The following is a 19990-nucleotide window of genomic DNA, read 5'->3' as shown; positions in this document are numbered from 1 at the left end:
TCGTGTCAATAAGGATCGGTAGGACGCACCTAAACACGACCGGCCGCCGCCCCGCTAGAGGGCGACGGCCGGTCGCGCTTTGACCAGGTGTTTTTCGGACTACTTGCCCGAGGGGCCGACCTTCACGGTCATCGTCGAGCCGCTGAGCGGCTCGTTCACGATGGCGATCCGGGTATTGGTGTCAGTAACCTCGACACTTCCTGTCGGGTTTTCCTCGTACCAGTAGGTGCCCTTGCGGTCGTCGAAGACCGGGACGCCCAGGGACGGCTTGATCTTCAGCGCCACGTCCGCGTTGTGCAGTGTGAAGCCCTTGTTCGGGTACCAGCTGAACGGCGCGTCGAAGGGCTGGATCTTGTTGCGCAGGAGCGTGCCGTCCGTCCACTTCAGCGGCTTGGCGTGCGAGTCCACCGGCAGGATCAGACCCTTGCCGGGGTGGACCGAGGTGTTGTTGTCCTTCTGGGAGGTGTCCCAGAGCCAGACCATCAGACCGTTCTGGTACGAGTAGTGCTCGACCCAGTCGGGGCGGGTGGCGGAGAAGCCGAAGTTGTACGGGCCGACCTCGAGGGTCTTGTCGTACGAGACGTACTGGCGGTTCTCGGCGATGTAGTACTGCGGGTAGTCGTTGGTGAACGACTCACCGATCCGCGAGAAGCCCTTGGACGTCCAGCCGTTGTCGTCACCCTCGGCGCCGTCCGTGAAGAGCGCGGAGCCGTCGGCGGTGACCGTGATGGCGTCGGCCGCGAAGCCCTTGCCGCCCGCGCCGCCGTCCGTCTGGTAGCGGAAGCGGATGTCGATCTTCTTGCCCGCGTAGGCGTCCAGCGGGAAGGAGAGCTTCTTGTACGCGCCGGAGACGTCCGTCAGGGCCGGCTTGTCGCTGGCGTCGCGCGGAATGGCCTTGCCGTCGGCCGTGCCGTCGAGCGCGGTCCAGCTGCTGCCGCCGTTCTCGGACACCTCGGTGTAGAGGTAGTCGTAGTCGGCCTCGATGTCGTACCAGCCGGACAGGTCCAGCGATGCGGCCGACTTCCCGGTGAGGTCGACGGAGCGGCTCAGGGTGTTCGACAGGTCGTCACCCATGTCGCTCCACCACTGCTTGGAGCCCTCGGCGGGCTTCGTGACCGTGGTGGTGACGGCCTTCTCCGGCAGCTCGACGACGAGCGCCTGCTTGTCCTTGGTGTTGTACTCCGAGACACCCAGCTTGTGGGTCGACTTCGTCGCGGCCTTCGCCGTGTCGTAGTCGAGCCAGCCGAGCTGGAGCTTGTCCCAGGCGGTCATGTCGCCCGGGAGGTTGCCTATCTCGCCCTTGCCGGTGCCGAGCCAGGAGCCCGCCGACATCAGGGACCAGAAGCCGACCGAGTTCTCGCCGCCGCCGGAGGTGTCGTACAGGTCCGGGAGGCCGAGGTCGTGGGCGTACTCGTGGGCGAAGACGCCCAGGCCGCCGTTCTCGGGCTGCGCGGTGTAGTCGCCCACCCAGATGCCCGTGTCGCCGATCTCGGCGCCACCGGCCTTGTTGCCCTCGGGGCCCGTCGCACCGGCGTTGGTGCCGTACGCGTACCAGCGGTGCGCCCAGATGGCGTTCGTGCCCTCGGTGCCGCCGCCCGCGGACTCGTCCTCGCCGGCGTGGACCAGCTGGAAGTGGTCGATGTAGCCGTCGGGCTCGTTGAAGTTGCCGTCACCGTCGAAGTCGTAACGGTCCCACTCGTCGTACTTCGCGAGGTCGGCCTTGATCTCGTCCAGGGTGCGGCCCTTGGCCTTCTGGTCGGTCACCCAGGCGTTGACGCCGTCGCGGACGGTGTCCCAGACGTTGGCGCAGTTGGTCGAGCCGCAGTAGTTGGAGCCGTAACGAGCCTCGTTGTACGGGACCTTGACCCAGTCCGAGACCTCACCGTCGACGGAGTAACGCCCGGAGGACGTCTTCTCGTAGTACGTCTTCAGCGAGTCCTTGCCCTTGCCCTCACCGAAGTAGAGGTCCTGGAAGTGGGCCTGGTCGTAATCGGCCTGCCAGGCGGTGCTGTTGTCCTTCGCCGGGTCGGGCTCGGCTATCTCGTTGTGCAGCGGGCCGGGCGTGCCGCCGTACTTCTTGACGGGCGGCTTCGGGCCGTCGCCATCGGGGTCGAACATCGTGGTGTCGTCGACCTGGTCGCCGAACTCCACGAGGATGGTGAAGATCTTGTCGGTCTTCTCCCGGCCGAGCTCGACGTACTTGCTCCTGCCGAGCTTGACGACCTTGGAACCGCCCTTGGCCGTCACCTTCTTGTCGCCGGACAGGACCTGCTCCAGCGCGGCCTGACGCTGCGCGTCCTGCTCCTTGCTGAAGGGGCCTTCCAGGTCGTGCTCGTGCGCCTTGGCCGGCGCGGGATCGCGGCGGTCCACGATGGAAGCGCCCGAACCCGACGTCCTGTCGTCCGCCTGCGCCGTGGCGAAGGCGGATGCCGTCGCGGCGGTGGCGGCCAGGCACACGGCTACGGCGGTGGCGCGTAGCGCCCGTCTCTGAGTGGTCACTTGATGCAGTCCTCCCCGGCGTTCGCGTCCGCGGCCAGGGGGTGAGAATTCGGGCCGCGCGCGTTCAACGCGTCACAAGTGACGACATTCGATCGGAGTTGTGAGAGAAAAGACAGATCTTGACTTGGACATACCAAGTGCACTATGCGGGAGCTCTTTTCCGGTATCCGGACGTGAATCCAGGCGGACCGGGCACCGGACCGGGCAGCCGACCGGCGCGCCGAAGGCCCGTCCCGGCGTCGGTGTGACTCCGTGCGCCCCCCGTGCACCGGTACCGTGGGTTAGGTCACGCTTACTACCCGTTCCTCACGGGCATCCACCGTCGTAGAGTCGATTGACAGTGCGAACGTGTTGAAAGACTTCCCTATCCGACGCCCCGAGGACGGATACCGCCATGCCGCGTCCGACTGCAGCACAGTTCTCCTACGGTTCGGCCACCGTCGTCTTCTCCGCCCTCGCCCTGCTGTTGCTGTTCCGCACGGAGTCGGGCATCGGTGTCGCCGCCGTCTCCACCGTGGCGCTGATACTCGGCCTGCTGGTGGCCATGGCCCTGCCTGCACGCACGAGGGCTGCCCGGCGGGCGACGGCACCTCCCACCACCGCCCGCACGCACCGCACGATCGAGGACATCGAGATCGCCGCCGCCCAGCGGGAGCACATCGGGGAGCACTCGCTGCACCGCTGAGAACTCAGGTCGCGGTGACGACCACGGTCTTGCCCGCCTTGTCCTGCAGACCCTGCCGGTAGGGCTTGTCCGTGAACATCAGCACGATGTTGATGAGCCACCAGAGACACGGGCAGCACAGCAGAGCGGGCAGCCAGAGCACGACGGCCCGCATCAGCGAGGAGCTCGTGTCGGGGACCGAGCCGTCGTTGAGCATCGCGACGCGCATCTTCAGCAGCCGCTTGCCGGGCGTCCGGCCGTCCTTGTGGGTGAAGTACGTGTCGTACGCGACGTAGACCACCAGGCCGATCAGCGACCACACCAGCTGATGACCGGTGTAGGTGTTGCCGATGGCGTTGCCGAAGTCGTCGTTGCCGTCGTCCGAGGAGACGTCGACCGCGCCACCGAAGGGCAGCGAGATCAGGTACAGCGGGATCGAGATGATGAGGAAGTCGATCAACCGCGCCAGGATCCGCCTGCCCGGTTCGGCGAGCGGCGGCATGCCGGCCAGCGGATCCGCGCCACCGTAGGGACCACCGCCACCGTAGGGACCACCGCCGCCGTACGGGTCGTGCGGCGGCGGGGGCGGAGGCGGCCCGCTGTCGTACGGCGACCCGCTCGACGGGGGCGGAGGCCCCTGCGGCGGCCGCTTCGAGAAGGGGTCGTCCTCGGGCGGCGGCGGAGGCGGTGGTTCGTTACTCATGGGGGCAGTGCACCCCGGCCCGCGAAGGCCCGCAACGGCTGGGGTCCCTTCGGGGGACGGGGCGTCAGCACACGGGCGTACGGGGCCACTCCCGGCCCGCTGCCCCGTGGGAGTCAGGCCGGGTTCTTCAGGGCGTAGAAGGCCATCGGGGAGTTCGGTTCGAAACCGATGCGGGGGTACACGGGCGCGCCGGCGGCGGTCGCGTGCAGGGTCGCACGGGTCAGGCCGGTGGCCCGCCCTCCCTCGTACAGTGCCTTGCGCGTCACGGCTTCGCCGTAGCCGTTGCGCTCCCACGCCGGGGCCGTGGCGACGAGCACGACGAAGAGACGGCCAGCCACCCCCACCGTCGCCGCGCACGTCACCGGCACGCCGTCCCGCATGCCCAGGTAGGCGTGAACCCGGTCCCTCCACAGCACGGAGCCGACGAGGCCGTCGCGGCCGTCCTCCAGGGGGAAGCCGTAGGCCTGGGAGTTGAGGTCGGCGTAGGCCAGCAGGTGTTCGTCGGTGGTCACGCGTACGAACGTCAGGTCGCGGTGGGCCGGTTCTGGAAGGGGCAGCAGATCTCCGGCCATGCCGGTGCCGGGGAAGGCGTGTTCGAGGCCCGCCTCCGCGGCTGCCGTCCCGAGCGCCTCGCGCGCCTCGCCGGTCAGGAGGTCCTCGAAGACCCACAGGAACCCCGGCCGCTCCTTGGCGCGCATGATCTCCGCCGCCTCGCTCAGCCGTTGCCGCACGAGGTCCGGGTCCGCGCCGACGCCGGTCAGGGTGACGCAGTTCCAGAAGGCGAACCGGGAGTCGGCCCACCGTACGGCGATGCCCGGGAGGTCACGCACGTCCGCGGCCGCGTCCCGGTCGAGCACCAGCTCACGCCAGCCCACGACGAGCTGCTCCATCGACTCGACGGCATTCGCGAGATCCTCCACCAAGGGCTCCTGAGGGCGTAGAAGGAAGGGCTGGGCGGACGAGCGGGATCCGGGGCTCCCCCGAGCTCCCTCAGCCCGCGACGAACGTACGGGCCGCCTTGTCGTGCCAGCACTGGCGCCACGGGCGGTCGATCAGACACCAGAGCACATTGACCACCCCGACGACGACCAGGCCCAGCACCCCGTACACCAGCCAGCGGCGCAGTGCGGCGCCCAGGGCCGGGGCGTCGTGGGACTCGATGTCCCGCACCTCGAGACCGCACAGCTTCTTGCCCAGCGTGCGGCCCCACTTGGCGGTGGGCACGGCTTCCAGGACGACGCCGAGGACGAGGAACGCGGCGAGGACCCCTCCGAACAGCCCGGCCGTGGTCGAGTCCAGGAGCCAGACGGTGACCGTCTCTCCGGAGAGCTTCGCCGCTTCGATCTTCTGGTCGATGTGGTCCGTCGCCCGAGTGACCAGCGGGAAGCCGGCCGCGCCGACGAACACCCCGAGGACGACCGTGTCGATGATCCGGGCGGCCAGCCGCTTGCCGAGACCGGCGGGCCTGGCCGAGGCCTGGGAGCGGACGAGCTGCTGGAAGGGGTCCTCGACCGGGGGCTTCCAGGGCACGACAGGCTGCTGCTGCTCGGGCCCTGCGCCCTGTTGCCGCACGGGCATCGGGCTCTGCTGCTGGGGCCGCGGCTGCTGCGGGCGGGCCGCCTGCTCGGGCTGGGCGAGCTGGTGGACCTGCTGCGCCCAGGAAGCGGAACCGCCGCCGGGGCCCGGGGTCAGGGGCGTGTTCAGCGGCGCCTGAGCATGCGGCGGGGTGGGCGCCGGTGCGGGCTCCTGCGGCGGGGTGGGCGCCGGTGCGGGAGCGGGCGGCTGCTGGGTGGAGCCGGGCGGCACGGCGCGGATCGTCATCGTGCCCTCGGCGGGGGCGGGGCCCTCCTCGCGCGGTCGTGGGGGACGGCCGCCGGACCCCACCGCGCGGATCGTGACCGTGCCGTCGGTCGGCGGGCGGCGGTTGGCGTCGCCGCTGCCGGGCCGGTCGACGCGGATGGCGACGGTGCCGTCGCTCACCTCGTCGTTGCCGTCCCGCATGCCGGGCAGGGCGCCGCGCGTCGGGTCCGGGGTGCCGGGCCGGCGGGGGTCGGCGGGCGCGCGGTCGGCGGGCGCGTCCGGCGGGGTCTCACGGGCGGGAGCGGCGGGTGGCGTCCGCGTCCCCGCTTCGGGCGTGTGCGCCTCGGGCGTACGCGGGTCCGGGCCGCCCCAGGAGACGCGGTGGTCGCGTTCGCCGCCGAAGCCGGTCTGCCGGGAGGTGTCCGCCTGCCAGGCGGTCGCCGGCCTGGGCCGGCCGGGGGCGACGTCCGCCTCACCCGTGCCTGCCCCGGCGTCCCCGCCGGGTGCGTCCGAGGCGTCGGCCTCGTCGAGGTACATCGGCCCGGTCTCGTCCACCGGGGCCGGCCGCTGCGGGACGGCCTCGGCCGTCGGGGCGGGCGGCGCCGCCGGAGTCGTCTCGCCCTGCTGGGGCGCGGGCCGGCTGGTGCCGGGGACCCACGAAGCGCCGTTCCAGTACCGGACGTATCCGGGAATGGACGGGTCTGGGTAGTACCCATCGCGGGGGCTTTCGTCACCGGGTGCCGGGGTTGGGGCGCTCATCACCGTGGTCCCGTATCTCTTCGAGGCCTCAGGCCGGCCGGCCGTCGGGGGTGGCCGACCTCAATACAAGGGTCCACATCTATCAGACCGTCGAGCACCCCCGGGCCTGTCCTGTCGTTTGGACCACTTTCAGGGTCCAGGGAAGTTTTTCTGGGAAGTCGCGTCATAGACGTCCGTGAGGGCGCTCTCTCCTTGTGCGGACCGGTCAAGGGACCGGGCCCTACGAGCATCGGAAGGTCGTGCACCCTCATGCAGAACGCCGTGGAACGCGAACTGGAAGTGAAGCTGGTCCTGTCGCCCGAGCGGTCCGTCCCCGTACCCGCGCGACTGTCCTACTTCACCGACGACCCGTACGCCGTGCACATCACCTTCCACATCGGCTCCGAGTCGCCCGTGCACTGGACGTTCGCCCGCGAGCTGCTGGTGGAGGGCGTGTTCCGGCCGTGCGGGCACGGGGACGTACGGATCTGGCCGACCAGGGTCGAGGACCGGGGCGTCGTCTGCGTCGCGCTCACCTCACCCGACGGCAACGCCCTCCTGGAGGTGCCGTCGGTCGCCGTGTCCGCGTGGGTGGAGCGCACCCTGCGGGTGGTCCCGCCGGGGACCGAGAGTTCGCTGCTCGGACTGGACGGAGCCCTCGCCGAGCTGCTCACCCCGCTGCCGGCGGACGACCTGTGGCTGAGCGACCCCTGGTCCCAGGACGAGCCTCAGGACGGGGAGGCCTGAGCGTCGGCGTGGGCGGTCGTCAGAACAGCTTGCCGGGGTTGAGCAGCCCGAGCGGGTCGAAGGCGGCCTTGATGCCGCGCTGCAACTCGACCCCGACCTCACCCAGTTCGCGGGCGAGCCACTCCTTCTTCAGGACGCCGACCCCGTGTTCGCCGGTGATGGTGCCGCCCAGTTCGAGGCCCAGCGCCATGATCTCGTCGAAGGACTCGCGGGCCCTGCGGGACTCGTCGGCGTCGGTGTGGTCGAAGCAGACGACGGGGTGGGTGTTGCCGTCGCCCGCGTGGGCGCACACACCGATGGTGAGCCCGAACTTCTCGGCGATGGCGGCGGTGCCCTCGATCATCGCGCCGAGCTGCGAGCGCGGCACGCACACGTCGTCGATCATCGTGGCGGACTTGACGGTCTCCAGGGCGGGGAGGGACAGCCTGCGGGCCTGGAGCAGGAGTTCGGACTCGGCCGCGTCATCGGCGGGCACGACGTCGGTGGCCCCGGCCGCTGTGCAGAGTTCCCCGACGGCGGCGAGGTCGGCCGCCGGGTCGGGCGTGTCGAAGGCGCAGAGCAGCAGCGCCTCGGTGGTCTCGGGGAGGCCCATGGAGGCCATCGCGTTGACGGCACGCACAGTCGTACGGTCCATCAGTTCGAGGAGTGACGGAGTGTGCCCCCGCTCCATGATCCGGCACACCGCGTCGCAGGCCGCCGCCGCCGACGGGAACTCGGCGGCGAGCACGAGCTGCTGCGGCGGCTGGGGCCGCAGCGCGAGGACGGCCTTCACGACGATGCCGAGGCTGCCCTCCGAACCGACGAAGAGCCGGGTGAGGTCGTATCCGGCGACACCCTTCGCGGTGCGGCGTCCGGTGTTCAGCAGCCGTCCGTCGGCCAGGACGACCTCGAGGCCCAGGACGTATTCGGCGGTGACGCCGTACTTCACGCAGCACAGCCCCCCGGACGCGGTACCGATGTTGCCGCCGATCGTGCACATCTCCCAGCTCGACGGATCCGGCGGGTAGTACAGCCCGTGCTCGTTGACGGCACGGGACAGCGTGGCGTTGACGACGCCCGGCTCGACGACCGCGATCCGGTCCACCGGACTGATCTCCAGGATCCGGTCCATCTTCACCAGGGAGAGCACGATGCAGCCGTCGGAGGCGTTGGCCGCACCCGACAGTCCGGTCCTCGCGCCCTGGGGGACGACGGGGACCCGCAGGGCGGTGGCGGTCCTCATGACGTGCTGGACCTCCTCGACCGTGCGCGGGAGCACCACGACGGCGGGGGCGCCGGCGTCGCAGAAGCTCGCCATGTCGTGGGCGTACGAGGCGGTGACGTCCGGGTCCGTGATCAGCGCCTCGGCAGGGAGACCTGCGCGCAGTTGTTCGAGGAGAGGGTCCATGATCCAAGCGTGGCACCCGGGGCCAATGGTGTGAACCCGTCTGCGTCACCCTTCGCGGAGCGCGATGCGATCTTCATACTGACGCAGAGTGATGGCCATGGATGTCAAGCCGCAGCAGAATCCGGAGCCGCTCCCCTCCACCCTGCCGCCCCAGGGTGCGACGGCCGTCCCCCCGCCCCCCGCGCCGATGCGCACCACGCTGCGCAGGGCGGCGTTCGGCGCGGTGGCGGGAGCCGTGCTCGTGGCCGGTGCGGTGATCGCCGTACCGGACGGCGACGAGGTGGCCGCACCGCCGACGCCGGGGCCCGTGGCCCGGGCCGAGGCCGCGGCGGCGGCGGGGTCCCCGGCGTCCCTGTCCGACCTGACGGCTCTCATCGGCGACCGGCAGAAGTGGGTGGAGACGCACCCCGCGGACGCCCCGTCCTGGGCGGTGCTCGGCACGGCCTACGTGGAGTGGGGCCGGCGGTCCGCGGACACGGCGTACTACGCCCGGGCCGAGCAGGCCCTCCAGCGTTCTCTGGCCGCACAGCCGGGTGAGCGCGGGAACGTGCAGGCCTGGGTGGGTCTCGGGACGCTCGCCAATGCCCGTAACGACTTCCTCGCCGCGAAGAAGTGGGGCGAGACGGTCCGCGCGCGGCAGCCGAAGGACTGGACGGCGTACCCGGTGCTGATCGACGCCTACAACGGCCTCGGCGAGTACGCGGCGGCGGCCAAGGCCACCGAGAAGTTCGGCACCCTCCGCAAGGGCGCCCCCGCCCTGGCCAGGACGTCCGACATGTACCGCAACCAGGGCTGGCGCGAGGACGCTCTGGCCACCGCCCAGGAGGCGGCGGACCGCGCCGGCACGCCCGCCGCGAAGGCGGCGGCCCTGCACCGCCTCGGAGACCTCGCCGGTGAGCGCGGGGAGCCTGCGGAGGCCCTAGCGCACTACGACGCCGCCCTGCGCACCGACCGCGGCCACCTCGCCTCCCGCGCGGGCCGGGCCCGCGCCCTGGCGGCCCTGGACCGCACGGACGAGGCGCTGGCGGACTACCGGACGGTGACGACGAAGCTCCCCCGCCCCGAGTACGTGCTCGAACTGGCCGAGCTGTACGAGTCCCTGGACCTGGACGGCGACGCGCGCACCCAGCACGCGAAGCTCCGCGACCTCCTCACGCGGGCGAGAACGGCCGGGGTCGACGAGTCCCTGACCGAGGCCCGCTTCGAGGCCGACCACGGTGACCCGGAGGCGGCGGTGGAGCTGATGCGCACCGAGTGGGCGGCGCAGCGCCGCAGTGCGGCGGTGTCGGACACCCTGGCCTGGTCGCTGCACCGGGCGGGCCGGAGCGAGGAGGCCATGCAGTACGCGGAGCGGGCGGTGGAGACCGGCGTACGGGACGCCTCGTACGCCTACCACCTGGGGATGATCGAGAGCGCGCTCGGCCAGGACGGCCCGGCCCGCGGCCATCTGGAGGAGGCCCTCCGCACGGACCCGGACTTCTCGCCCCTGGCCGCCCCGCTGGCGCGGGAGGCCCTGGACGCGCTGGGTGAGCCGGCGGCGGGCGGCCCCGCGGCGGCGCAGCCGCCCGGACCGGAGCCCGCGCAGGAGCCCGGGAAGCCGGAGGGGGCCGGGAACGAGCCCCGGACGGAGCCCTCGGCGGAGGCCTCGGCGGAGGCCTCGCCGGAGGCCGGCAAGGCGACAGGGAGGGACGCAGCGAAGGGCGCCGGGGAGGCGGCCCGGCCGGAGCCCGCACCGTCGGCTTCCGCCTCGGCCGCTCCGAGGGCGAAGCCCGGCGCGGCCACGGCGACCCCGTAACCGCATGCGGAAGGGGCCCTTCTCCCGGCTGGGAGAAGGGCCCCTTCCGCTCTGTGGCTACAGGTTGCCGCGCTTCTCCTGCTCGCGCTCGATCGCCTCGAACAGGGCCTTGAAGTTGCCCTTGCCGAAGCCCATCGAGCCGTGCCGCTCGATCATCTCGAAGAAGACCGTCGGGCGGTCCTGGACCGGCTTGGTGAAGATCTGCAGCAGGTAGCCGTCCTCGTCGCGGTCGACGAGGATCTTCAGCTCGCGCAGCGTCTCCACGGGCACGCGGGTCTCGCCCGCCCACTCCCCCAGGGTGTCGTAGTACGAGTCCGGGGTGTCCAGGAACTGCACGCCGGCCGCCCGCATCGCCTTCACTGACGCGACGATGTCGTTCGTGGCGAGTGCGATGTGCTGGACGCCCGCGCCGCCGTAGAACTCCAGGTACTCGTCGATCTGCGACTTCTTCTTCGCGATCGCGGGCTCGTTGATGGGGAACTTGACCTTCAGCGTGCCGTCGGCGACGACCTTCGACATCAGCGCGGAGTACTCGGTGGCGATGTCGTCGCCGACGAACTCCTTCATGTTGGTGAAGCCCATGACGTTGTTGTAGAAGGTCACCCACTCGTTCATCCGGCCGAGCTCGACGTTGCCGACGCAGTGGTCGATGGCCTGGAAGGTCCTCCTGTCGGCCGGCTCGACGACCGGGTCCGCGGCCGTGTAGCCGGGGAGGTACGGCCCGTCGTAGCCGCCGCGCTCGACCAGCGTGTGGCGGGTCTTCCCGTACGTCGCGATGGCGGCCAGGACGACCGTGCCGTGCTCGTCCTTGACCTCGTGCGGCTCGGTGATGCCCCGCGCGCCGTGCTCGACGGCGTACGCGTAGGCCGCGCGGGCGTCGGGGACCTCGATGGCGAGGTCCACCACGCCGTCGCCGTGGGCGTGCACATGGTCGCTGAGGAAGGTGCCCCATTCGGTGGACGCCTTGATGACGGAGGTGAGGACGAAGCGGGCGGAGCCGTTGGTCAGGACGTAACTCGCGGTCTCGCGGCTGCCGTTCTCCGGTCCGGAGTAGGCGACGAGCTTCATGCCGAAAGCGGTCGAGTAGTAGTGCGCCGCCTGCTTGGCGTTGCCCACAGCGAAGACCACCGCGTCCATTCCCTTGACCGGGAAGGGATCGGCCTGCCGGGCGGTGTCGGGGGTGGTGTGCACAGTCTCAGTCATGTCCGAAGGTTCCCGCCGCTCCGCAAGGTGCGCAACAGTTCGCGGATCCACTGGTCAATCTGTACACCCGGACGCCAGGATGGGCGGGCTGTCCGTACAGGCTGACCATCGGAAGGCGGATCATGGCGATCGATCGACTGGACGGCCGGCTCATCGTGCTGCTGGCCCGTGAGCCCCGTATCGGCGTACTTGAGGCGTCGCGGCGGCTCGGGGTGGCGCGCGGGACGGTGCAGGCGAGGCTGGACCGTCTTCAGTCCAATGGCGTCCTCCGCGGCTTCGGCCCTGACGTGGACCCGGCGGCGCTCGGCTACCCCGTCACCGCGTTCGCCACGCTGGAGATCAAGCAGGGCCAAGGCGCCGACGTACGGGCCCATTTGATCAGCGTGCCGGAGGTGCTGGAACTGCACACGACGACCGGCCACGGGGACATGCTCTGCCGGCTCGTGGCCCGCTCGAACGCCGATCTCCAACGGGTGATCGACCTGGTCCTCGGCTTTGATGGCATCGTCCGGGCCTCCACGGCGATCGTCATGGAAAATCCGGTGCCCCTGCGTATTATCCCGCTGATTGAGCAGGCTGCACAGGACAGCGACTGAGGCGAGGGAGCAACATGTGAACTTCTGGGAGTATTTGAGCACGAGGCACCAACAGTTGCTCACGGACGCGTTCCAGCACGTCAGCGCCGTCTTCCAGTGCATGGTCATCGCCACCGTCCTCGGCGTCCTGATCGGTGTCGTCAGTTACCGCAGCGGCTGGGGCGGTGCCTTGGCGGTCACCTCCACCTCTGCGATCCTCACCATCCCGTCCCTCGCCGCGATCGGCCTGCTGATCCCGCTCGTCGGCCTCGGGGTCCCGCCCACCGTGATCATCCTGACCCTGTACGGGCTGCTGCCCATCGTCCGCAACTGCATCGTCGGCCTGCGCGGGGTCGACCCCTCCCTCGTCGACGCGGCGAAGGGCATCGGGATGTCCCGCACGAGGCGGCTGCTCAAGGTGGAGCTGCCGCTCGCGTGGCCGCCCATCCTCACCGGCATCAGGGTCGCCACCCAGATGCTGATGGGCATCGCCGCCATCGCCGCGTACGCCTCGGGTCCCGGTCTCGGCAACGAGATCTTCCGCGGACTCGCCTCACTCGGAAGCGCCAACGCCATCAATCAGGTCCTCGCCGGCACGATCGGCATCGTCATCCTCGCCCTGCTCTTCGACGCCGCGTACGTACTGCTCGGGCGGCTCACCATCCCTAGGGGGATCCGTGCCTGAGACCGCCACCGGGTCGACGGAGTCGGCCCCGCCCCGCCCGCCCACCTCGGGCGCGACGATCCAGCTGGAGAACCTCAGCAAGTCCTACCCCGGGAACCCCAATCCCGCCGTGGACAACGTGTCCATGGACATCAAGGCCGGTGAGACCGTGATTCTCGTGGGCCCCTCGGGCTGCGGGAAGTCCACCACGCTGAAGATGATCAACCGTCTGATCGAGCCGACGTCCGGGCGGATCAGGATCAACGACGAGGACGTCACCGACATGGACCCGGTGAAGCTGCGCCGCAAGATCGGCTACGCCATCCAGTCCTCCGGTCTCTTCCCGCACATGACGGTCGCGGAGAACATCGCCCTCGTGCCGAAGATGACGGGCTGGTCGAAGTCCGGGGTGAAGGACCGGGTCGAGGAGATGCTCGACCTGGTCGGTCTCGACCCCCGGGAGTTCCACGGGCGGTATCCGCGCCAGCTCTCCGGCGGCCAGCAGCAGCGTGTGGGCGTGGCCCGGGCGCTGGCCGCGGACCCGCCGGTGCTGCTGATGGACGAGCCGTTCGGGGCGGTCGACCCGATCACCCGCGATCACCTCCAGGACGAGCTGATCCGGCTCCAGCACGAGCTGCACAAGACGATCGTCTTCGTCACCCACGACTTCGACGAGGCCATCAAGCTGGGCGACCGGATCGCGGTGCTGCGGGAGCGGTCGCACATCGCGCAGTTCGACACCCCCGAGGCCATCCTGACCAACCCGACGGACGACTTCGTCTCGGGGTTCGTGGGGGCGGGCGCGGCCCTGAAGCGGCTCAACCTCACCCGCGTGCGGGACGTGGGGATCGCCGACTTCCCCACGGTGACCGTCGAGGACCCCCTCCAGTCGATCTTCAACAAGCTGCGCGAGGGCCAGCACAACGAGCTGCTGATGCTGGACCGCCGCAACCGTCCGTACAAGTGGCTGCGGCGCGGCGACCTGATGCGGGCCAAGGGCTCGCTCGCCAGGGCCGGGCAGCTGGTTCACGACACCGTCACCCGGGACGCGACGCTGCACGACGCGCTGGAGGCGGTGCTGACCGACAGCGGCGGGCGGGTCGCGGTGACGGGGCGGCGCGGTGAGTTCATCGGCGTGGTCGACATGCACACGCTGCTGAACTCCGTGCAGGAGCTCCTGGAGGCCGACCGGCTCGCCGCGATGGAGCACCGGCACGACCTGGAGGAGTCCCGGTCCCATCAGACGGAACAGGAGCTCGAAGGCGGTGGCAGCGGGCTATGACCCCCAGCCGTCAAGCATCCCCGAAGGACGCACGGCCACCCGGCGAGCACGACGTCCAGGGCCATGCCTTCCGTGACGAGGAGACGGAGCCCACCCCGCCGTCCTCGGGTCCGGCGCGGAGGATCACCTGGAAGAAGCTCGTGCTGGTGCCGGCCGTCTGCGCCGTCGTCCTCGTGGCGACGTATCTGTGGATCTCCAACATCGACCTCGACTCGATCGCGGAGAACTCGCTGGCCGGCGACAACGTGCAGGTCCGCTGGTGGCAGCACGTCAGACTGACCGCGATCTCCACCTTCTGGGTGCTGATCATCGCGCTCCCGCTAGGTATCGCGCTGACCCGGCGCGGCCTCAAGAAGGCCGCCCCGGGCGTCACGACCCTCGCGAACATCGGCCAGGCCACACCCGCGATCGGGCTTCTGGCCCTGCTGGTGATCTGGCTGGGCATCGGACCGTCGACGGCCATCACCGGCATGGTGATCTACGCGGTCCTGCCGGTGCTCTCCAACACGGTGGCGGGACTGAACCAGATCGAGCCGACCCTGGTGGAGGCTTCCAAGGGCATCGGCATGTCCGCCATGGGCACGCTCACCAAGGTCGAGCTGCCGCTCGCCGTCCCGCTGATCCTGGCGGGCGTACGCACCGCCCTGGTGCTCAACGTGGGCACGGCGACCCTCGCCACCTTCGGCGGTGGCGGAGGACTCGGCGACCTCATCACCTCAGGGATCCAGACCCAGCGCATGCCCGTGCTGGTGCTCGGTTCCGTACTGACGGTGGTGCTGGCACTGCTGGTGGACTGGCTGGCGTCGCTGGTCGAACTGTGGCTGACGCCGCGCGGACTGGAGGAAGCGTGAGGGTACGTACGGGCCTGGCATCGGCGGCCGCGCTCGCCCTCCTGCTCACGGGGTGCGGGCTGAAGAGCGGATCACCGCTGGTGGACGAGGTGGAACCGGGATCGGTCGGGCAGGGGCAGCCCCTCAAGGGCGCGTCCCTGACAGTGACCTCGAAGAACTTCAGCGAGAACATCGTCCTCGGCCAGATCATGGGGCTGGTCTTCAAGGCGGCCGGCGCCGAGGTCCTGGACCGGACGAACCTGCCCGGGTCGATCAGCGCGCGTGAAGCGGTCGTCAAGGGCGACGCCGACGCGCTCTACGACTACACCGGCACGGCGTGGATCACCTACCTGGGCCATGCCGAACCGATCGTCGACCCGCAGAAGCAGTGGAAGGCGGTGCGCGACGAGGACATCGGCAACGGGGTGACCTGGCTGCCGCCGGCCACCCTCGACAACACGTACGCCCTGGCCATCAGCAAGAAGAACAACGCCAAGTACAAGCTGAAGACGCTCTCGGACGTGGCGGCGCTCGCCAAGAAGGACCCGAAGGCCGTGACGGTCTGCGTGGAGAACGAGTTCGCCTCGCGTGACGACGGGCTGCCCGGCATGCAGAAGAAGTACGGGATGAAGCTGCCCGCATCGAGCATCAAGAAGATGGACGCGGGGATCATCTACACGCAGGTGAAGTCCGATTCCTGCCTGCTCGGCGAGGTGTACACCACGGACGGCCGGATCAAGGCGATGAACCTCGACGTCCTGGAGGACGACAGGCAGTTCTTCCCCAACTACAACGCCGCTCCCCTCATCCACACGGCGACCCTCGACAAGTACCCCGAGATCGCCGAGCTGCTGGCGCCGATCACGAAGAAGCTGACGACGCAGCTCGCACAGGAGCTGAACTCCAAGGTGGATGTGGACGGCCAGGACCCGCACGAGGTCGCGAAGGACTGGCTGGTGAAGGAAGGATTCATCAAGGAGGGCTGAGCGGAACGGGGACTTCCAAAGAAGTCGTTGCAAAAAACGCGTTGCAAAGCAGTCTTTGCAACTCTATGGTCATGGCATGTCACCGAACGAGCCGGAGCGCCACCCGACGCCCTATGCCGATGACCCGAAGATCCACCACGTCGATGCCCGCACCCTGCGTGGTCTCGCCCACCCGCTGAGGATCCGGCTGCTGAACACCCTGAGGGAGTTCGGCCCCGCGACAGCCTCCGGACTCGCCGACCGGCTCGGCGAGTCCAGCGGGGCCACCAGCTACCACCTGCGCCAGCTCGCGACGTACGGCTTCGTCGAGGACGACCCGGAGCGCGGCAAGGGGCGCGAGCGGTGGTGGAAGGCCGTCCACACGGGCAACACCCTCAACGCGAGCACCTTCCTGGAGCACCCGGACGCCGAGGTACGTGGCGCTGTCGGGCTCGTGCTCCACGAGGTCGCCGGCCGCCACGCCCAGGACTTGAACACCTGGCTCGGGACGATGCACGAATGGCCCGAGGAGTGGCGCCGCGCCTTCGACATCAGCGACTTCAAGCTGCGACTCACCCCTGAACTCTCCCTGGAGCTCGCGGAGAAGGTGCAGGAGCTCATGAACAGCTACCAGGACCGTGTCCCCGACGGCACCGAGGGGTCGGCCGTCGTCCGCACCCACCTGCACATGTTCCCGCGTCCCACCGACTGAGGGGATCACCGTCATGCACAGCGACATCCACTTCCTGCTGCACACCTACCGTGCCGCCGAACTCCACCGTGAGGCGGCGGAGTTCTCCCCCGTACGCCCCGGACTGCGCCACCGGATGGGCTGGACCATGGTCGAGCTGGGCCTCCGGCTGGCGCAGAGCACGCCTCCCCCGGCCCGCGCCGCGCGAGCGGCCTGACGGTGGGCGGGGGGAAACAGACGCGGGACCGCGCGCCGCTCGCCGCGGTCCTGACGGCCAACTCGATCTCCACTGCGGGCACTTCACTCACCCTCATCGGCGTCCCGTGGTTCGTCCTGGAGACCACGGGAAGCGCCGGCCGGGCCGGTGTCGTCGCCTTCTGCGCGACCCTGCCGATCGTCGTCGCCGCCCTGATCGGCGGCCCCGTCATCGACCGGATCGGCCGGCGCCGGGTCTCCGTCGCCTCCGACGCGGTCTGCGGCGCCGCCGTCGCCACGGTTCCGCTGCTGCACCACGCGGGAGCGCTCCACTTCTGGATGCTGTGCGCGCTGATGGCGCTGAACGGGCTGGCCCACACGCCCGGGAACACCGCGCGCTACGTCCTGGTCCCCGACCTCGCCGAGCACGCGGGCACCACGCTCGCGCGCGCCGCCAGCCTCTTCGACGCGGTGTCGCGCGGCGCCCGCATGGTCGGCGCGGCACTGGCGGGCGTGCTGATCGCCTTCGCCGGCGCGGAGACCGTGCTCCTGCTGGACGCCGCCACGTTCGCGCTCTCCGCCCTGCTGGTCGCGGCGGGCGTACGAGGCATCCGCTCGGCCGAGCCGAGCAAGGCCGCTGCCCCCGTGTCACTGCGCACCTACCGCGCAGAGCTGCGGGAGGGCTACGCCTATCTGCTGGGCAACCGGCTGCTGCTCGCCGTCGTCGTCATGGTGATGTTCATGAACGGCACCGACCAGGGCTGGTACGCCGTCCTGCTGCCCGTGCACGCCGAGGGCGAGCTGGGCGGAGCGACCGATCTGGGGTTGCTGACCGCGCTGTTCGGGGCGGGCGGACTGACCGGCGCCCTGCTGTACGGGGCGGTGGGGCACCGCTTCTCGCGGCGGACGGTCTTCACGGTGTGCGTGGTGCTGTGCGGCGCCCCGAGATTCGTGGTCGCCGCACTGACCGGAACCACTCTGCCGCTCGCGGTCACGATGGCGTTGGGCGGGATCGCGGGCGGCATGCTCAACCCGATCCTGACGACGGTGACGTACGAACGCGTCCCCGAGGAGCTGCGCAGCCGGGTCTCGGGGGCCCTCACGGCGGGCTGTGAGCTCGCCATGCCGGTGGGCGGGCTGGCGGCGGGACTGCTGGTCGAGGGGATGGGCGCGACGGGGGCGCTGCTGGCGATGGGCGGGGTGTACTTCCTGGCGACGCTGAGCCCGCTGGTCTTCCCCGCCTGGCGCACCATGGAGGGTCCGGAGCCGCAGGTCAGCAGCCCGGAACCTTGCCCCCCTGGTCCAGTGCCCGTAGCGAGGACACCGCGCTCTCCAGCGTCGTGACGGAGATCAGCCGCAGCCCGTCGGGCCGCTCGGCCTTCGCCTGCTTGCACTCGGCCTTCGGCACCAGAAAAACGGTCGCGCCGTCCCGCCGGGCGGCCTGCGTCTTGAGGCTGACCCCACCGACCGCGCCGACCGTGCCGTCGGCCTCGATCGTCCCCGTACCGGCGATGGTGCGGCCGCCGGTCAGGTTGCCTCCGGAGCCGTTGTCGGAGAGCTTGTCGATGATGCCGAGGGAGAAGAACAGGCCCGCGCTCGGACCGCCGACATCGGCGAGGTGCAGGGTGACGTCCACCGAGCCGGGCTTCATGTCCAGGTAGTTCAGGGCCGCGTCGACGGCGACGTTCTGCGACTCCTCCATGTCCTGGAGGTTGTGCTGCTCGATCTCCTTCTCGGAGTCGCCGGTCGGATAGACGGAGTCCCGGGGCATGACCGCCCGGTCCGTCCTGAACCAGCTGTCCACCACGTCCCCGACGCCGACGTCGGCCGTCGGCGACGTCGCGAGGATCGTGGTCATCAGCAGTTTGCCGTCGGTGGGGTGGGTCGGCGCGCCCTTGACCGTGATGACCGGTGTCCCCTTGTCGTCCCCGAGGACGTCCGCGGTGGTGCCGGGCTGCGCCACGGTGAACGGCAGCGGCGCGAACGCGGCCGTACCGAACAGGGCGAGGACGGGCAGCGCGCAGAGGGCGAGAAGGCGGGGGCGGGAGAGACGAATGGCCACCCGCCCAATCTATCCGCCGCTCGCCTCCGGCTCCGACCGCCCCGGCGCCACCGGGGCGGTCGCTCGATCCACCGGGGCGGTCGCTCGATCCACTGGAGCGGGCGGTTCTACCGCAGCGCGTCCGCGACCTCACGAGCCGCGTCGAGGACCCTCGGCCCGACCCGTTCCGGTACGGCGTCCGCGAGCATGACCACGCCCACGCTGCCCTCCACGCCCGAGACCCCGACCAGCGGCGCCGCCGCCCCGCAGGCACCGGCTTCGAGCTCGCCCTGGGTGAGGGTGTAGCCCGGGTGGTCGACCGTCTTCTGCCGGGCGGTGAGGATCGCCCGGCCCGCGGCACCCCTGTCCAGGGCGTGCCGGAAGCCGGCCCGGTAGGCCACGTGGTAGTCGGTCCAGGTCGGCTCGACCACGGCGACCGCGAGCGCGTCCGACCCGTCGACGAGCGTGAGGTGGGCGGTGGCCCCTATGTCCTCGGCCAGGGAGCGCAGCGCGGGCAGTGCCGCCTCCCTGACGAGCGGGTGCACCTGACGGCCCAGGCGTAGCACGCCCAGGCCCACTCGGGCCCGGCCGCCCAGATCACGCCGGACGAGCGCGTGCTGTTCCAGGGTGGCGAGCAGTCGGTAGACCACGGTGCGGTTGACGCCGAGTTTGTTCGACAACTCGGTGACGGTCAGGCCGTGATCGGTATCGGCGAGCAGTTTGAGGACACGCAGTCCCCGGTCGAGCGTCTGAGAAGTCTCCGCGGTCACGACGCCCTCTCCCTCGTGGTGAGCGGGGCGGTTGTCTCTCCGGAATGCCGACGCCGGTCCCACGGCGACGCACCGAGAGGCCGCCGACTGGCCATGGCACCGGCTGCGCTCCGCGGCCACACTGCCACGGGGCGTTCATGTTTCGGGGAGATTAGCGAGAGGGTCCGCTCAGCGGAAGCCCTCGTCCAGAATCCGGTCTCCCTCGGGAGCGGCACGGCATAACCGCCGGTCAGCGGCGGACCGTCCGGAACGCGAACATCTACGCGCGTTCAAGTCGGGTGACGCCCCGACAACGCTGCGTACATGAGGCGTGAACGATTGTTAACTCACCGTGAAATAAATGCCGTAACAATTCCCGTCCACGGCGCCCGCAGTACCCTCACGCGCCCTCGGGGGACGGCGTGCGCCCCGCGCGGAACCGCCCGCCGGCGCCCGGGCGGG

19 protein-coding genes are annotated in these 19990 nt (G+C 70.4%); 11 read left to right on the top strand and 8 right to left on the bottom strand.

Annotated elements, in window-relative coordinates; all coding sequences use genetic code 11:
- Positions 1-99: 99 nt before the first annotated feature.
- Complete coding sequence (locus ACIQM3_RS12465; RefSeq protein WP_401622757.1) at positions 100-2499, bottom strand: immune inhibitor A domain-containing protein; 2400 nt, start codon at positions 2497-2499, stop codon at positions 100-102.
- A 394-nt stretch (positions 2500-2893) separates the two neighbouring features.
- On the opposite strand from ACIQM3_RS12465, the gene ACIQM3_RS12460 reads away from it, so the two are divergent.
- Positions 2894-3184 (top strand): hypothetical protein, encoded by a 291-nt coding sequence (locus ACIQM3_RS12460; RefSeq protein WP_401622754.1) that lies wholly within the window; start codon positions 2894-2896, stop codon positions 3182-3184.
- Between the two features lie 4 nt (positions 3185-3188).
- Here the strand turns inward: ACIQM3_RS12460 and ACIQM3_RS12455 are convergent, their stop codons facing one another.
- The 3 genes from ACIQM3_RS12455 to ACIQM3_RS12445 form a co-directional block, all read right to left on the bottom strand.
- Positions 3189-3866, bottom strand: coding sequence for an RDD family protein (locus ACIQM3_RS12455; RefSeq protein WP_401622751.1), 678 nt, complete (start codon positions 3864-3866; stop codon positions 3189-3191).
- 113 nt (positions 3867-3979) lie between these two features.
- A complete protein-coding gene (locus ACIQM3_RS12450; protein ID WP_401624321.1) occupies positions 3980-4756 on the bottom strand; it encodes a GNAT family N-acetyltransferase in 777 nt (258 codons plus the stop codon).
- 100 nt (positions 4757-4856) lie between these two features.
- Entirely contained in the window at positions 4857-6425 is a 1569-nt protein-coding gene (locus tag ACIQM3_RS12445; protein ID WP_401622748.1) for an RDD family protein, read from the bottom strand.
- Positions 6426-6674: 249 nt separating this feature from the next.
- Between ACIQM3_RS12445 and ACIQM3_RS12440 the strand changes: the two genes are divergently transcribed.
- The gene (locus ACIQM3_RS12440) at positions 6675-7151 is read left to right on the top strand and encodes an SsgA family sporulation/cell division regulator (RefSeq protein WP_401622745.1); all 477 of its coding nucleotides are present in this window, start codon (positions 6675-6677) and stop codon (positions 7149-7151) included.
- A 19-nt stretch (positions 7152-7170) separates the two neighbouring features.
- Here the strand turns inward: ACIQM3_RS12440 and ACIQM3_RS12435 are convergent, their stop codons facing one another.
- Positions 7171-8538 (bottom strand): FAD-binding oxidoreductase, encoded by a 1368-nt coding sequence (locus tag ACIQM3_RS12435; protein ID WP_401622742.1) that lies wholly within the window; start codon positions 8536-8538, stop codon positions 7171-7173.
- Positions 8539-8635: 97 nt separating this feature from the next.
- On the opposite strand from ACIQM3_RS12435, the gene ACIQM3_RS12430 reads away from it, so the two are divergent.
- On the top strand, positions 8636-10333 hold the full coding sequence (locus ACIQM3_RS12430) for a hypothetical protein (protein ID WP_401622739.1): 1698 nt from the start codon (positions 8636-8638) through the stop codon (positions 10331-10333).
- Positions 10334-10390: 57 nt separating this feature from the next.
- On the opposite strand, the gene hppD is transcribed toward ACIQM3_RS12430, so the two are convergent.
- Positions 10391-11536 (bottom strand): 4-hydroxyphenylpyruvate dioxygenase, encoded by a 1146-nt coding sequence (gene hppD, locus ACIQM3_RS12425; RefSeq protein WP_401622736.1) that lies wholly within the window; start codon positions 11534-11536, stop codon positions 10391-10393.
- 122 nt (positions 11537-11658) lie between these two features.
- Here hppD and ACIQM3_RS12420 point away from each other — a divergent pair, with 122 nt between their 5' ends.
- From ACIQM3_RS12420 to ACIQM3_RS12385, 8 genes are all read left to right on the top strand, one after another.
- Positions 11659-12132, top strand: coding sequence for an Lrp/AsnC family transcriptional regulator (locus ACIQM3_RS12420; RefSeq protein WP_401622733.1), 474 nt, complete (start codon positions 11659-11661; stop codon positions 12130-12132).
- A 16-nt stretch (positions 12133-12148) separates the two neighbouring features.
- Positions 12149-12796, top strand: a complete 648-nt coding sequence (locus ACIQM3_RS12415; RefSeq protein WP_401622730.1) for an ABC transporter permease — start codon at positions 12149-12151, stop codon at positions 12794-12796.
- Positions 12789-14057, top strand: a complete 1269-nt coding sequence (locus ACIQM3_RS12410; RefSeq protein ID WP_401622727.1) for an ABC transporter ATP-binding protein — start codon at positions 12789-12791, stop codon at positions 14055-14057. Before ACIQM3_RS12415 ends, ACIQM3_RS12410 begins: the two co-directional genes overlap by 8 nt.
- Positions 14054-14908, top strand: coding sequence for an ABC transporter permease (locus ACIQM3_RS12405; protein ID WP_401622724.1), 855 nt, complete (start codon positions 14054-14056; stop codon positions 14906-14908). The genes ACIQM3_RS12410 and ACIQM3_RS12405 overlap by 4 nt, the downstream gene beginning before the upstream one ends.
- Positions 14905-15873, top strand: coding sequence for a glycine betaine ABC transporter substrate-binding protein (locus tag ACIQM3_RS12400; RefSeq protein ID WP_401622721.1), 969 nt, complete (start codon positions 14905-14907; stop codon positions 15871-15873). Before ACIQM3_RS12405 ends, ACIQM3_RS12400 begins: the two co-directional genes overlap by 4 nt.
- Before the next feature lie 76 nt (positions 15874-15949).
- Positions 15950-16564: an ArsR/SmtB family transcription factor gene (locus ACIQM3_RS12395; RefSeq protein WP_401622718.1), complete on the top strand. Its 615-nt coding sequence runs from the start codon at positions 15950-15952 to the stop codon at positions 16562-16564.
- Between the two features lie 13 nt (positions 16565-16577).
- Positions 16578-16760 carry a hypothetical protein gene (locus ACIQM3_RS12390; protein ID WP_401622715.1) on the top strand — a complete coding sequence of 61 codons (183 nt, stop codon included), beginning with the start codon at positions 16578-16580 and terminating at the stop codon, positions 16758-16760.
- Positions 16757-18082 carry an MFS transporter gene (locus ACIQM3_RS12385; protein ID WP_401624319.1) on the top strand — a complete coding sequence of 442 codons (1326 nt, stop codon included), beginning with the start codon at positions 16757-16759 and terminating at the stop codon, positions 18080-18082. The genes ACIQM3_RS12390 and ACIQM3_RS12385 overlap by 4 nt, the downstream gene beginning before the upstream one ends.
- Here ACIQM3_RS12385 and ACIQM3_RS12380 read toward each other — a convergent pair.
- Together ACIQM3_RS12380 and ACIQM3_RS12375 are read right to left on the bottom strand one after the other, a co-directional pair.
- Positions 18012-18800: a S16 family serine protease gene (locus tag ACIQM3_RS12380; protein WP_401622712.1), complete on the bottom strand. Its 789-nt coding sequence runs from the start codon at positions 18798-18800 to the stop codon at positions 18012-18014. The two genes, ACIQM3_RS12385 and ACIQM3_RS12380, sit on opposite strands and share 71 nt — an antisense overlap.
- Positions 18801-18907: 107 nt before the next feature.
- Positions 18908-19549 carry an IclR family transcriptional regulator gene (locus ACIQM3_RS12375; protein ID WP_104786256.1) on the bottom strand — a complete coding sequence of 214 codons (642 nt, stop codon included), beginning with the start codon at positions 19547-19549 and terminating at the stop codon, positions 18908-18910.
- Positions 19550-19990: the final 441 nt, after the last annotated feature.

This window comes from Streptomyces sp. NPDC091271 (genome assembly GCF_044757505.1).
Taxonomy (GTDB): domain Bacteria; phylum Actinomycetota; class Actinomycetes; order Streptomycetales; family Streptomycetaceae; genus Streptomyces.
This window is presented reverse-complemented; position numbering and strand designations above follow the sequence as displayed.

Excerpts from the sequence above, each read along its gene's own strand:
- ACIQM3_RS12460 (WP_401622754.1), top strand. The coding sequence starts at position 2,894 with ATGCCGCGTCCGACTGCAGCACAGTTCTCCTACGGTTCGGCCACCGTC.
- ACIQM3_RS12455 (WP_401622751.1), bottom strand. The coding sequence starts at position 3,866 with ATGAGTAACGAACCACCGCCTCCGCCGCCGCCCGAGGACGACCCCTTC.
- ACIQM3_RS12450 (WP_401624321.1), bottom strand. The coding sequence starts at position 4,756 with ATGGAGCAGCTCGTCGTGGGCTGGCGTGAGCTGGTGCTCGACCGGGAC.
- ACIQM3_RS12445 (WP_401622748.1), bottom strand. The coding sequence starts at position 6,425 with ATGAGCGCCCCAACCCCGGCACCCGGTGACGAAAGCCCCCGCGATGGG.
- ACIQM3_RS12440 (WP_401622745.1), top strand. The coding sequence starts at position 6,675 with ATGCAGAACGCCGTGGAACGCGAACTGGAAGTGAAGCTGGTCCTGTCG.
- ACIQM3_RS12435 (WP_401622742.1), bottom strand. The coding sequence starts at position 8,538 with ATGGACCCTCTCCTCGAACAACTGCGCGCAGGTCTCCCTGCCGAGGCG.
- ACIQM3_RS12430 (WP_401622739.1), top strand. The coding sequence starts at position 8,636 with ATGGATGTCAAGCCGCAGCAGAATCCGGAGCCGCTCCCCTCCACCCTG.
- hppD (WP_401622736.1), bottom strand. The coding sequence starts at position 11,536 with ATGACTGAGACTGTGCACACCACCCCCGACACCGCCCGGCAGGCCGAT.
- ACIQM3_RS12420 (WP_401622733.1), top strand. The coding sequence starts at position 11,659 with ATGGCGATCGATCGACTGGACGGCCGGCTCATCGTGCTGCTGGCCCGT.
- ACIQM3_RS12405 (WP_401622724.1), top strand. The coding sequence starts at position 14,054 with ATGACCCCCAGCCGTCAAGCATCCCCGAAGGACGCACGGCCACCCGGC.
- ACIQM3_RS12395 (WP_401622718.1), top strand. The coding sequence starts at position 15,950 with ATGTCACCGAACGAGCCGGAGCGCCACCCGACGCCCTATGCCGATGAC.
- ACIQM3_RS12390 (WP_401622715.1), top strand. The coding sequence starts at position 16,578 with ATGCACAGCGACATCCACTTCCTGCTGCACACCTACCGTGCCGCCGAA.